The sequence below is a fragment of the Blautia sp. AF19-13LB genome (assembly GCF_003479105.1).
Taxonomy (GTDB): domain Bacteria; phylum Bacillota; class Clostridia; order Lachnospirales; family Lachnospiraceae; genus Fusicatenibacter; species Fusicatenibacter saccharivorans.
In genome coordinates this window covers 104,809-116,660 of sequence record NZ_QUGO01000009.1, presented here as the reverse complement: position 1 = coordinate 116,660, position 11,852 = coordinate 104,809, and the positions used below count along the sequence as shown (strand labels likewise).

Annotated in this window: 12 protein-coding genes and 1 riboswitch; of the genes, 3 read left to right on the top strand and 9 right to left on the bottom strand. The window is 49.9% G+C overall.

Going from position 1 to position 11,852, the window contains the following annotated elements; translation table 11 throughout:
• Nucleotides 1-165 precede the first annotated feature (165 nt).
• The 3 genes from rfbA to DWX32_RS11035 all read right to left on the bottom strand — a co-directional run bounded on the left by rfbA (nt 166) and on the right by DWX32_RS11035 (nt 2,816).
• Nucleotides 166-1,056, bottom strand: coding sequence for a glucose-1-phosphate thymidylyltransferase RfbA (gene rfbA, locus DWX32_RS11045; protein ID WP_022461852.1), 891 nt, complete (start codon nt 1,054-1,056; stop codon nt 166-168).
• A gap of 265 nt (nt 1,057-1,321) precedes the next feature.
• The gene (locus DWX32_RS11040) at nt 1,322-2,545 is read right to left on the bottom strand and encodes a chloride channel protein (protein ID WP_118660032.1); all 1,224 of its coding nucleotides are present in this window, start codon (nt 2,543-2,545) and stop codon (nt 1,322-1,324) included.
• A gap of 37 nt (nt 2,546-2,582) precedes the next feature.
• On the bottom strand, nt 2,583-2,816 hold the full coding sequence (locus DWX32_RS11035; RefSeq protein WP_117801352.1) for a hypothetical protein: 234 nt from the start codon (nt 2,814-2,816) through the stop codon (nt 2,583-2,585).
• A gap of 167 nt (nt 2,817-2,983) precedes the next feature.
• Here DWX32_RS11035 and DWX32_RS11030 point away from each other — a divergent pair, with 167 nt between their 5' ends.
• Entirely contained in the window at nt 2,984-3,412 is a 429-nt protein-coding gene (locus DWX32_RS11030; RefSeq protein WP_117510459.1) for a hypothetical protein, read from the top strand.
• Nucleotides 3,413-3,543: 131 nt separating this feature from the next.
• On the opposite strand, the gene DWX32_RS11025 is transcribed toward DWX32_RS11030, so the two are convergent.
• Together DWX32_RS11025 and DWX32_RS19635 are read right to left on the bottom strand one after the other, a co-directional pair.
• The gene (locus tag DWX32_RS11025) at nt 3,544-4,188 is read right to left on the bottom strand and encodes a DUF4317 family protein (RefSeq protein ID WP_055220785.1); all 645 of its coding nucleotides are present in this window, start codon (nt 4,186-4,188) and stop codon (nt 3,544-3,546) included.
• An 87-nt stretch (nt 4,189-4,275) separates the two neighbouring features.
• The gene (locus DWX32_RS19635) at nt 4,276-4,434 is read right to left on the bottom strand and encodes a hypothetical protein (RefSeq protein ID WP_158565022.1); all 159 of its coding nucleotides are present in this window, start codon (nt 4,432-4,434) and stop codon (nt 4,276-4,278) included.
• Between the two features lie 109 nt (nt 4,435-4,543).
• On the opposite strand from DWX32_RS19635, the gene DWX32_RS11015 reads away from it, so the two are divergent.
• Nucleotides 4,544-5,461 carry a metallophosphoesterase family protein gene (locus tag DWX32_RS11015; protein ID WP_118660030.1) on the top strand — a complete coding sequence of 306 codons (918 nt, stop codon included), beginning with the start codon at nt 4,544-4,546 and terminating at the stop codon, nt 5,459-5,461.
• 146 nt (nt 5,462-5,607) lie between these two features.
• Here the strand turns inward: DWX32_RS11015 and dapB are convergent, their stop codons facing one another.
• The 3 genes from dapB to DWX32_RS11000 all read right to left on the bottom strand — a co-directional run bounded on the left by dapB (nt 5,608) and on the right by DWX32_RS11000 (nt 8,306).
• On the bottom strand, nt 5,608-6,369 hold the full coding sequence (dapB, locus tag DWX32_RS11010; protein ID WP_117510456.1) for a 4-hydroxy-tetrahydrodipicolinate reductase: 762 nt from the start codon (nt 6,367-6,369) through the stop codon (nt 5,608-5,610).
• Between the two features lie 35 nt (nt 6,370-6,404).
• Nucleotides 6,405-7,295 carry a 4-hydroxy-tetrahydrodipicolinate synthase gene (dapA, locus tag DWX32_RS11005; RefSeq protein WP_022461866.1) on the bottom strand — a complete coding sequence of 297 codons (891 nt, stop codon included), beginning with the start codon at nt 7,293-7,295 and terminating at the stop codon, nt 6,405-6,407.
• A 151-nt stretch (nt 7,296-7,446) separates the two neighbouring features.
• Nucleotides 7,447-7,621, bottom strand: a riboswitch (Lysine riboswitch).
• Nucleotides 7,622-7,676: 55 nt separating this feature from the next.
• On the bottom strand, nt 7,677-8,306 hold the full coding sequence (locus DWX32_RS11000) for a single-stranded DNA-binding protein (protein ID WP_055220802.1): 630 nt from the start codon (nt 8,304-8,306) through the stop codon (nt 7,677-7,679).
• A gap of 405 nt (nt 8,307-8,711) precedes the next feature.
• On the opposite strand from DWX32_RS11000, the gene typA reads away from it, so the two are divergent.
• Nucleotides 8,712-10,541, top strand: a complete 1,830-nt coding sequence (typA, locus tag DWX32_RS10995) for a translational GTPase TypA (protein ID WP_055220803.1) — start codon at nt 8,712-8,714, stop codon at nt 10,539-10,541.
• An 87-nt stretch (nt 10,542-10,628) separates the two neighbouring features.
• Here the strand turns inward: typA and DWX32_RS10990 are convergent, their stop codons facing one another.
• A complete protein-coding gene (locus tag DWX32_RS10990) occupies nt 10,629-11,720 on the bottom strand; it encodes a polysaccharide deacetylase family protein (RefSeq protein WP_117761431.1) in 1,092 nt (363 codons plus the stop codon).
• Between the last annotated feature and the right edge of the window lie 132 nt (nt 11,721-11,852).

The following is an 11,852-nucleotide window of genomic DNA, read 5'->3' as shown; positions in this document are numbered from 1 at the left end:
TTCTGATTTTGCTATCGTTATGTTTTGTCTGTCTCTTGTTTTTCAGTCTGATTTTCTGTTTGTACCATGAGTATAAAGGATGACGTTATGTCATGGTCAAGCACTTTTTTCAAAAACTGCCCCGGATTTTTCTTCCGGGGCAGTTTTCTTCAACGCTGTTCGCTTTTATTTGTCGATATATTTTCCGTTCATCACATCCATCAGATACTGGCCGTACTGATTTTTCTTCAGTGGCTCGATGTCGGTCAGAAGCTGGTCTTTGCCGATCCAGCCGTTCAGGTAACCGATCTCCTCGAGGCACGCAATCTTGCGGTGCTGATGCGTCTCGATGGTTTTTACGAAGTTGGTTGCCTCTACCAGACTCTCATGTGTACCGGTATCCAGCCAGGTGAAGCCCTGTCCGAGAAGCTCAACGTTCAGGCTGCCGTCTTCCAGATAGATCCGGTTCAAGTCGGTGATCTCAAGCTCTCCGCGCGGTGACGGTTTCAGGTTCTTTGCATACTCTACGACTTTGTTGTCATAGAAATACAGACCTGTAACACAATAGTTTGATTTCGGTTTCTCCGGTTTCTCTTCGATGGAGATGGCTTTTCCCTCGGAGTCAAATTCTACGATTCCGAAACGCTCCGGATCATCTACATAATAGCCGAATACGGTTGCGCCTTTTCCGGTCTCAGCGTTTTCTACTGCTGCTTTCAGGCGTTTGTTCAGACCGTGTCCGAAGAAGATATTGTCGCCGAGCACCATGGCAACGGAATCATCCCCGATGAACTCCTCGCCGATGATGAAGGCCTGTGCCAGTCCGTCCGGGCTTGGCTGTACCTTGTAGGAAAGCTGTACACCGAACTGATGGCCGTCACCGAGCAGTGCCTCGAAACGCGGGGTGTCCTGCGGGGTGGAGATGATCAGGATGTCGCGGATGCCTGCATTCATAAGAACAGACAGCGGATAATAGATCATCGGCTTGTCATAGATCGGGAGAAGCTGTTTCGATGTTACCATAGTTAACGGATAAAGACGTGTGCCGGAACCTCCGGCAAGTACGATACCTTTCATAATTCGTTACTCCTTTTTCGTATATGATACCTCTAGTATAACCTCATTCCCGGAAACGCGTCAACCCGTATCGTAACGTAACCGTTACTGTTCACTCAGCAGTGAAACACTTGCTGTTTCGCTGCGTAAGAACATGTTTCAGGTGTGAGCAACCCTCCTTTTGCGAAGCAAAACTTTAAATGAAGGTTGCGAATGTTACAGTTCGCTGGGCACCAGTGAACTGTAACACGTAACGGTGTGTGATAACTTTGTGACGTTTCTGTTATCAGCAGCTGTATTTCGTCAGTTTCTGGCGGGAATAGATCGAGCTGTTGCGGTTGAATACGTAGGCCGCGGTGCAGACAATAAAGAAATATGGCAGATAATCGTAGCCAAAAATCTCGCCGCCGATGAAAATAGCCGCCAGTAAGGTATTGGTTCCGCCACCGAAAACCGCCGCATAGCCAAGCGCCGCGGAAAGCTCCACCGGAATACCGAACAGATTGCCAAGGACTGCTCCCAGGGTTGCTCCGATGGTAAACAGCGGTGTTACCTCGCCGCCCTGAAACCCGGCGGACAGTGTCAGAATTGTCAGGATAAATTTCAGCGCCCAGTCATATGCATATACCTTTTCCCCATGAAATACCGCTTCCACCAGATTCGTTCCAAAGCCGCAATACCGTCCTCGGTACAGAAGCAGGAACAGAATGCTAAGGATAACACCGATGGAGAAAACACGTACCAGCGGATTTTTGATTTTTTCGCCGAGATATTTTTTCGTGTGCTTTAAGCACCAGGCGAAGAGGCCGCCTGTGATTCCAAAAATAATACCAAGTGTAATCAGACGCACCAGCAGGAACGGTGTCAGGCTTTCGCTGATGTGGACAGCCAGATTTTCTTTGCGGATTCCAAGCAGGGAAGCTACAGCGCTCGCAGAGAAAGATGCGGTAAACGCCGGAAGCAGTGCCTCGTACCGCATTTCACCCGCAGCGAGCACCTCTACCGCAAAGATCACAGCTGCAATCGGCGTTCCGAACATGCCCGCAAAGCCGGCGGCCATACCGGTTACCAGAAAGATACCGGGCGCGTTTTTAAACGGTAATTTTTTGCCAGCAAAATAGGAAAACACAGCACCGATCTGAACGGCAACGCCCTCGCGGCCGGCACTTCCACCGAACAGATGCGTCAACGCCGTTGAGAGCATTGCCAGCGGAATCATGCGAAGCGGAAGCTCTGTCTCCTCCTCATACGCTACACCAAAAATCAGACTCATGCCTCCTTTTCCCCTGCCACCGAATTTCTGATTGACTGCCACGATCACAAGACCTGCCATAGCGAGAAACGGCAGACACCAGAAAAGATGTGCCACGCGAACAGCCGTGACTTTCAAAAGCAGACGGCAGAACAGCGCCTCAATCAGACCGACTGCCGCACCGAGCGGAACGCCGGTCACACCGAGCAGCAGCAGGGCGCCGTAGGTGCGAAGGGATTTCTTCAGTTCTTCTTTCATTCTCTTTCTCTCCTTTTCGAATTCTGCTGTTATCATATCACGAAGCGGACAGATTGTGAACTATGGATACCTTTTCCTCCATACTCTTTGCCAGTGCATCGGCAAATTTTTCCTGCATCCGGATTACTTCTTTCATCTCCTGCTCCGTAAACTGCGCCGCAGCTTCCTCCTCGGACTGAAACAGCGGAAGAACCAGCTCTCTCGCATACTGTTTTCCCGTTTCAGTCAGACTGATGATTTTTTCCCGCCGGTTTGCCGGATTGACTTCCATTTCGATATATCCTGTTTTCGTTTTTAGTCCGTTTTCGTACTTTTTGTTTTAGTGTTTTTTTCTTCCTTTGTCAAGATTTCCAAAAGCCTCTTTTTTCCGTATATTTTCCGGCATTTTTCAAATACTAGCAACTGTCCAGACACTGTTAGGGAAAGGAGATTTTGAAGATGAGAAAAATCAGAAGAGTGTGTATGACGCTGGCATTGGCGGTATTACTGGCCGGGATGACGGCCTGTGGAAACAACACCACGAACGACACCGGAAATGGCAATACCAACACGGAGAGCGACATGGGACAGACGGATAACAGAAACGATGTCAATACGACAGAGATGCCGTCAAACGACAATGTAAATGATGTGACGGAGGGCACCGATGGGAATGCCAACGGTACGAACGGTACAAATACCGGGGATAGAAATACCCTTGGAGATGATGTCGGCGACGCCGCTGAAGATGTGACCCGTGGTGTCGGTGAGGGCGTTGAGGATGTCGGCCGCGCGGTGGACGATGTGGTAAGCGGCGGCGACAATGAGACGCAGAATCCGCAGGAAAACGGAGCAACTACACAGAATGGAGCGGGGATGGCACAGTAAATATGCACTTCTGCTGCTCCCGTATCTAAAAAACTTCCCTTGGCGAACGATATATGCAGGTTCGCCGGGAAGTTTTTTTACTGCCAGGCACATCAGCACCTGGTTTGATCCGTCACTTTCGATTTTTTCTTTTACAGACCGCATCTGAATTTTCTGCCCTTCGCGCCAAGAATGCTGGCCATCTGATCGCCCCACGCTGCACGCTCTGCATAAATATCAACCCGTTCCAGATCTCCGCTCCGGTCCACAAAGGCAGGGAACAGAAATCCACAGATAGGATTTCCCGGCTCGTATTCTCCAACCAACGGGCAGACAGCGCAGATCAGATAGGGGAACATCTCCTCGGATTCCCCCAGGCGCTCTTTATCGGAAGCCTTTGCAGGAATATCATACCGGTCATAAAACATGTAAATGGCATAAGCCCCGTGAATCTGCAATCCTTCGATCAGGATATCATAGAACGTTTCCAACAGCGCATCGTTCTTCAGTCCGCATTCCCGCAGCGCCATCAGCATCTGCCAGATACTGCCCGGCCCCTGGGATGTTTCCGGAAAACGGTATTCCCGCAGCTTCTCATTCGATTCCGCAAACGGAATTTTCTTGGCAATCGCCAGATTCCTGGCCTTTTCCGAACCGGACAGTTTCAGAAAATGAATGTTGAAACTGCCGTCATACTCCCCATCCGAATCCGTATAGCAACCCGCCATCCGCACAAACGAAGTCCGCGCCGGCGTCATCCTCCTCGTCAGCTCCAGCATGTCTTCCCGATTAATCATACATTCCCTCCGACAGTAAATATATTCGAAACTCTCTGCCTTTGATCTTATCATAACATGCTTTTTCTGTCAGCAGGTTTTTCGGAATCAGATGGGATACTTATTGACCAGCTTCTTAAATTCCGCCACAGACACTGCCATACAGTCGGCGGCATCCTGAATGCTGATCGTTCCTTTTTTTAATAAATTTGATAACACCTCAAGTTTGCCTTTTTCAATGCCTTCCGTTTTGCTGTCTTCCATCATTTCATCAATTGCCTGGCTTATATTTTTATAAATTGCGTTCCTTCTCACCATTTGATAAAATCAAGACAGTATCTCGCATTTTATGATTTTGACATAGAAAGGAAAACACATGAAATTAGCAGTAATCAGTGATCTTCATGGGAATTATTATGCACTCTCGGAGGTGATGGAGTTTCTTCGCAGGCAGCAAATTGACGGTATCATCGGGCTGGGGGATTTTGTGACGGATGGGCCGTTTCCGCAGAGGATGATGGGGGTGCTCCGCGAAATGCAGGAGGAGTTTCCGTGCTATCTGGTGCGCGGCAACCGGGAGGAATATCTGCTTGAGAATCTCTGGCAGCCGCAGAACTGGAAAGCGGGTTCTTCGACGAGCGGGCTTCTGGATTACACGTTTCGGAATCTTACCGATCAGGATCTAAAATTTTTTGAGCAGCTGCCGACAGACGGTGTTCTGATTGGAAAGCTGGATGAAGCCGGGAAACTGGTTCCCGTTTTTGTGCCGCAGGAAGAAGTTACACCGGACACCTGCCGTGAATCCCTTTTCCCGGCACTTCGGCTCTGCCACGGCGCACCTGGTGAAATCCGAGGGAATTTCGGGCTGCATCCGGAGCTCCTGCTTTCTCATCTGGAAAATCTCGATGCCTCCATCCTGCTTGGCGGCCACAGCCACAAGCAGGAACAGAAAGAATACGCAGGAAAAACGTATCTGAATCCAGGATCCCTTGGGCTTGCGCTTGATGATGTCGGCGGCCATGCGCACTTCGCAATTCTGACGTTGGAAAACAGCACATGGCAGATCGAATGTTTTCAGATCCCCTATGATCTCGAGGGCTATCTCGCCGAGTTCGACCGTGCCGAACTGGAAACCCACGGCAGTGTACTTGCCCGCTCCTTAAAGCGGACGCTGACCTGCGGTATCAATTACTTTTATCTCACGGTAAAACGGGTGCGGGAACTTGCGGATGCACTGGCGCTGACTGATCTTGATGAAGAGCTCTGGGAAAAAGCGGAACGGGAGCTGAAATAGATTTTTTGACAGAGGAACGTATTCCTATTACACTGCATAAGTGAAAAAACTCATTGGCTAAAACAGAAAAGATAAAAAAGAAGGCAGGCTGTGCAACTGCACACAGCCTGCCTTCTTTTTTATCTTTTCTATTTCCTGCTTCTGCCTTACTTCGCAGCAATCACATCCTGCATATCATACATACCGGCTGGCTTTCCAGCCAGGAATTTTGCGGCCTCTACAGCACCTTTTCCAAAAACTCCCTTGGAATATGCCCTGTGGGACAGGGTAACAACCTCGTCCGGGCCTGCGAAGATGACGTCGTGATCTCCGACGATGGTGCCGCCGCGTACAGCAGAGATTCCGATTTCTTTCGGGTCACGCTGCTCGTGGCGCTGGCTTCTGTCGTATACGTAGTGGTACTGGTTGTCCATTGCCGCGTTCAGGCTGTCTGCCAGGGCGATGGCGGTTCCGCTTGGAGCGTCGCATTTCAGTTTGTGGTGTTTCTCCACGATCTCCATATCAAAGCCTGCTTCGGCAAGCACTTTTGCAGCTGCCTGTACCAGTTTCATCAGCGTATTCACACCAAGGGACATATTTGCAGAGCGGAGAACCGGGATTTCTTTGCTGGTCTCCTGCACTTTTTTGAGCTGATCCTCGGTGAGGCCTGTGGTGCAGAGGACGAGTGGAAGTTTTTTCTCCTTGCAGGCATCGAGCAGTGCGTCGGCTGCCTTGTAGGAAGAAAAGTCAACGACTACGTCTGCCGGAACATCGCATTCTGCCAGGCTTTTGAATACCGGGTAATCGTTCTGGCCGTTGTCGTTCATATCGATTCCGGCTATGATTTCTGCATTTGCATCTTCTTTTACCAGGCCGGTGATGACCTGTCCCATATGGCCGTTGCAGCCATGCATAATAATTTTAACCATTGTCTTTTTCCTTCTTTACTTCGTGTATTCTTAACTTAAGCCAGTTTGATTCCAAAATCTTTCATAGCCTTTGCCAGGCGCTCCTGGTTCTGCGGCTCCATCTCGGTCAGCGGCAGACGAAGCGGTCCAACCTCTTTGCCCATCAGGTTCAGCGCTGCTTTTACCGGAATCGGGTTTACTTCGCAGAACAGCGCATCGATGAGCGGCAGTGCTCTCAGCTGGATTTCTCTGGATCCGGCCACATCGCCGTCGAGGAATTTCTGTACCATGTCGTGGGTCTCACGCGGTGCTACGTTGGAAAGAACGGAGATTACACCGCTTCCGCCAAGGGAAAGGATCGGCACAACCTGATCGTCGTTTCCGGAGTACAGATCGATCTTTCCATCGGTCAGCTGCATAATTTTTGCGACCTGGGAAATGTTTCCGGAAGCCTCTTTGACTGCAACGATATTCTCAACGTTGTTGAACAGATAGACGATCGTTTCCGGTGCAATGTTTACGCCGGTTCTGCCCTGAATGTTGTAAAGGATGACCGGCACTTTGACGCTGTCTGCGATTGCGGTAAAGTGTGCAATCAAGCCCTTCTGTGTTGCTTTATTGTAATACGGAGAAACGAGAAGAAGTCCGTCCACGCCGTATTTTTCTGCTTCCTGAGACAGATAAATTGCTGTCTCCGTGCTGTTGGAGCCGGTTCCTGCAATTACCGGGATTCTGTGATTTACTTTTTCCACGGTATATTTGATGGCATCCAGATGCTCCTCATGGGACAGGGTCGAAGCCTCACCGGTGGTTCCGCAGATAACGATGGCGTCGGTTCCGCCGGCGATCTGCTCCTCAATCAGTTCTCCGAGTTTTTCGTAATTCACTTCCTGTGTTTCGGTCATCGGTGTGATAATTGCAACAGCTGCACCTTTAAAAATAGACATTCTCTTTTCCTCCTGTATGTTGTGTCAGATAAAACCATAAGAAATCAGTCGCCGGAGCTTATCTCCCACGGAAAATTTCACTTTCCGTTAAAAAAAGAGGCGCCTCATCCCAGATAAGATCGCCTCCAAATTCACACATACGCAGTATCTATGATCAGATAGCTCTCCATCTCTCGATGACAGTCGCAGATTTTTTCAACCTGCGCCCAGGAGCATACCGGTTCAGCGCCGGATGTCCTTCGGCATTCTTCCCTTTTCCTCTTCTTCTTTTGCTGCTGAGGCATCCGAAAAGGTACTCTTGAAGTAATGCGACCTCTATCCACTTCAGTTCTGCTTTTACTATAGCATCATTAAATTTTCTTGTCAACAGCGGATCGCGCTTTAACTCTCACTATATTCCAGCTTGCTCACCGAAACCTCATATGCGGTCCGCTTTTCCATTTCCGTCTCGCTCAGCCGCTTCATATATTCCCGGCTCTGGATCCGTCCCCAGATGAGAACGTGGCCGCCCACGGCAAACGCAGAGGCATACCGCGCATTCCGTCCCCAGCAGATGCACGGGATATAATCTGATTTTCCATACGGACGGTTGACCGCGATCAGAAGGTCGGCGATCTCTCTTCCCAGAGGTGTTTTCCGGTAGACCGGCGGTTTACATATGTATCCATCGAGGTAAATCTGGTTGGATTTGACGGAATCGTCCTCTTCCTCCACGAAGCTTAATTCCCGCGCAAATACGGAGAGTACCAGACGGTTCTTCTTCTCCTCGTGGCGGTTGTAGGACCGGAACTGACCGCTGATGCAGATCCACTCACCCTGGTAATCCTGTGATACGTCCACCAGCCGCTCGGAGACCATCACCGGAATGATGTCCTGCGATTCACTCAACCGCTTGACCATCACATCGACGAGGTAAAAGCCCTCTCCGAATACCTGATGGCTGAATGTAAACGGGGAGACAATCTCTCCCATGATAACCACCTGATTGTTTTCAATCATCTTGTCTGCCATAATGAAAATCCCCTTCCTTTGTCTTTTCTTTCTGAATATTGATTTCTGATCGGTACTTTGCTGATCTATAATCCTAATGTATGAACCACATTTCTTTTTCAGAACCACTTTTTTCCAGATTTTTTTATTTCTATTCAAATCAGCATTCTGCCCAATTTTTTGTATATGTTTCTGTAAAAACCGCACCACATGCTTCGTATTTTCTACCATTGCAATACAAAAAATGTCACATCTTCCCTGTTTTTTTTCTCTGTTCTGTGCTATAATAGTTCAGATAGGCAGGCATCCAGCAGAGACAAAACGGCAAGGCACCTGCCTTTGTGCTGTGATAAACATTCCCGGCCGGCTTGAAATTTTGAAAAATTGAACCCGGCAGGGTCAACTCATAGGAAGAGGAATGAAGAAATGAAAACAACGAGAGAAGATGTAAGAAACGTTGCCATCATCGCCCATGTCGATCATGGTAAAACTACACTGGTAGACGAGCTTCTGAAACAGAGCGGCGTTTTCCGTGCCAATCAGGAGGTTCAGGAACGTGTCATGGACTCGAACGATATCGAGCGTGAGCGTGGAATCACCATTCTTTCCAAAAATACAGCAGTTTACTACAAAGGAACGAAAATCAACATCATCGACACCCCAGGCCATGCGGACTTCGGCGGCGAGGTTGAGCGAGTTCTGAAAATGGTAGACGGCGTTATTCTGGTTGTAGACGCATTCGAGGGCGCTATGCCGCAGACCAAATTCGTGCTGAAAAAAGCACTCGAGCTGGATCTGTCCGTTATCGTCTGCATCAACAAGATCGACCGCCCGGAAGCCCGCCCGGATGAAGTTATCGACGAAGTGCTCGAGCTTCTGATGGACCTCGATGCATCTGACGAACAGCTTGACTGTCCGTTTCTGTACGCATCCGCAAAGATGGGTCATGCGGTACTCGATCTGAACGATACCCCGAAGGATATGACTCCTCTGTTCGAGACCATCCTGAAATACATCCCGGCTCCGACCGGCGATCCGGAAGCTGGCACACAGCTTCTGATCAGTACCATCGACTACAACGAATACGTTGGACGTATCGGTGTCGGCAAAGTTGAAAACGGAACGATCCGCGTGAACCAGGACGTTATGCTGGTCAACCACCACGATCTGACCAAGAAGAAAAAAGTAAAGGTCAGCAAACTGTATGAATTTGACGGACTGAAAAAAGTAGAGGTTACTGAGGCAGGCATCGGTTCTATCGTTGCTGTTTCCGGTATCCCGGATATCCACATCGGAGATACTCTCTGCGGCGATCTGGACAACCCGGTTTCCATCCCGTTCCAGAAAATCTCCGAGCCGACTATTTCCATGAACTTCATCGTAAACGACAGCCCGCTGGCCGGTAAAGAAGGTAAATACGTAACTTCCCGCCACCTGCGTGACCGTCTGATGCGTGAGCTGAACACTGACGTTTCTCTCCGCGTCGAGGAGACTGATTCCGCAGACTGCTTCAAGGTTTCCGGCCGTGGTGAGCTGCATCTGTCCGTCCTGATCGAAAACATGCGCCGTGAGGGATATGAGTTCGCAGTAAGTAAGGCAGAGGTTATCTACAAAGAGGACGAGCGCGGACGCAAACTCGAGCCAATGGAAATCGCATACGTTGACGTTCCGGACGAGTTCTCCGGTACTGTCATCCAGCTCCTCAGCGAGCGTAAAGGCGAGCTTCACGGCATGAGCCGCGCAAGCGATGGTTCCACCCGTCTGGAGTTCGAAATCCCGGCACGAGGCCTGATTGGTTTCCGTGGAATCTTCATGACCTCCACCAAAGGAACTGGTATCCTGAACACCGAGTTTGAAGATTACGCACCGTACAAGGGCGACATCGAATACCGCAAACAGGGTTCCCTGATCGCTTTCGAGGCAGGCGAGTCCGTTACCTACGGTCTGTACTCCGCACAGGAGCGCGGTACTCTGTTCATCGGACCTGGCGAGAAGGTTTACGCCGGTATGGTTATCGGACAGAACGGTAAGGCCGAGGATATCGAGCTGAACGTCTGCAAGACGAAACACCTGACCAACACCCGTACTTCTTCCTCCGACGAGGCACTGCGTCTGACTCCGCCGAGAATCCTTTCCCTGGAGCAGGCTCTGGACTTCATCGACAAGGACGAGCTTCTTGAGGTTACTCCGGTTTCCTTACGTATCCGTAAGAAAGAGCTGGATTCCAGACTTCGTAAGAGAGCGGCAATGAAATAAATTTTCATAAAATGACATAAGAACCGCCGGTTCACTCTTGATTTGAGAGTAAACCGGCGGTTCTTTGTCGTTTTTCTATTCTGTTTTCTATTCGTTTGTCGTTCCGCCATGGAAGCCGTAATACGTCTCTCCCGCTGCAAGATCCACGCCGTTTGCCGCTGCAAGAGTATGAATCGTGACAAGCTCATACCCGCGGTTGATCAGCTCCGGCACGATCGTTGCACACGATTCTACGGTCGTCTCGTGGATATCATGCATCAGGATAATGTCTCCCGGGCTTACACTGTCGAGAACGGCGCTGATGTTTGCCTGTACATTTTTTGTCTGCCAGTCCAGGGTATCGACATCCCACATGATGCTCGGGCGGCCGATAGATGCGAGCAGTTCATCGGTGCTGTTTCCATACGGGAAACGGATGACAGTTGCACCCTGTCCGTTGTTGTACTGGGCGATCAGATCATCCGTCATCTGGAACTGGGCAAGGCCGTCGTCGGTGCTCAGTTCTTTCATATTCGGATGCGCATAGGAGTGGTTTCCAAGCTCACAGCCGATCGCCGCCATGCGCGGGATCACATCTGCACCGTATTTTTCCACATTGCTGCCGAGCATAAAGAACGTCGCCTGTGCCCCGTACTGCTCCAGCGTATCGAGAAGCGTGCTGGTATAGACGCCTGGGCCGTCATCAAAGGTCAGGGCTACCATCATCGAGCCGTTGCGGTCTGGCTGGTAAACACCCTGGTCATCAAAGTAACAGCCTTTTCCGCCGATCGCTTTCCAGCCGGTCGCCATGTAACCATTGGAATCAAAATGGTACTGGTTTCCGTCGATATCTGCCCAGCCGTTGACGTAGTACGTTGTGGCATCCGTTGCGTACCACCAGCCCGACGAGCTGTACTGCCATCCCGGCGTCTCATTCGGCGGCGTGGTCTCCGCAAGCTTCTTAATTCCCGCATTTCCCGATCCGTCCTCCGCCTCTGGCGCCGTCTCGCTCACCGTCTTTGCGGCTGTGTCATTACTCAGTACAATTCCTTTTTTCGCAAGCTGCGCTCCCGCAAATTTCCAGATAAGCGCAAGAAAAAGAAGGCCGATTACCACACACAGGGAAATCCGTGATACTTTCTGCATCATCTGTCTGCGGCGCATCTGCTTTCTTCTCTGTTTCAATGATTTTCTTTCCATATGATCTGTTTATACTCCATCGTCCCGCCCCTTTGCGGAACTTTCTTCCATCGTAACACAAACGTTTTTCGACATTTTTCTACTTACTATCATAACGTGATCTGACCTAAGATGCAAGGCACAAATTCTTAC

Coding starts and splice junctions, on each gene's coding strand:
- rfbA (WP_022461852.1), bottom strand. CDS start 1,056: ATGAAAGGTATCGTACTTGCCGGAGGTTCCGGCACACGTCTTTATCCG.
- DWX32_RS11040 (WP_118660032.1), bottom strand. CDS start 2,545: ATGAAAGAAGAACTGAAGAAATCCCTTCGCACCTACGGCGCCCTGCTG.
- DWX32_RS11035 (WP_117801352.1), bottom strand. CDS start 2,816: ATGGAAGTCAATCCGGCAAACCGGCGGGAAAAAATCATCAGTCTGACT.
- DWX32_RS11030 (WP_117510459.1), top strand. CDS start 2,984: ATGAGAAAAATCAGAAGAGTGTGTATGACGCTGGCATTGGCGGTATTA.
- DWX32_RS11025 (WP_055220785.1), bottom strand. CDS start 4,188: ATGATTAATCGGGAAGACATGCTGGAGCTGACGAGGAGGATGACGCCG.
- DWX32_RS19635 (WP_158565022.1), bottom strand. CDS start 4,434: ATGATGGAAGACAGCAAAACGGAAGGCATTGAAAAAGGCAAACTTGAG.
- DWX32_RS11015 (WP_118660030.1), top strand. CDS start 4,544: ATGAAATTAGCAGTAATCAGTGATCTTCATGGGAATTATTATGCACTC.
- dapB (WP_117510456.1), bottom strand. CDS start 6,369: ATGGTTAAAATTATTATGCATGGCTGCAACGGCCATATGGGACAGGTC.
- dapA (WP_022461866.1), bottom strand. CDS start 7,295: ATGTCTATTTTTAAAGGTGCAGCTGTTGCAATTATCACACCGATGACC.
- DWX32_RS11000 (WP_055220802.1), bottom strand. CDS start 8,306: ATGGCAGACAAGATGATTGAAAACAATCAGGTGGTTATCATGGGAGAG.
- typA (WP_055220803.1), top strand. CDS start 8,712: ATGAAAACAACGAGAGAAGATGTAAGAAACGTTGCCATCATCGCCCAT.
- DWX32_RS10990 (WP_117761431.1), bottom strand. CDS start 11,720: ATGGAAAGAAAATCATTGAAACAGAGAAGAAAGCAGATGCGCCGCAGA.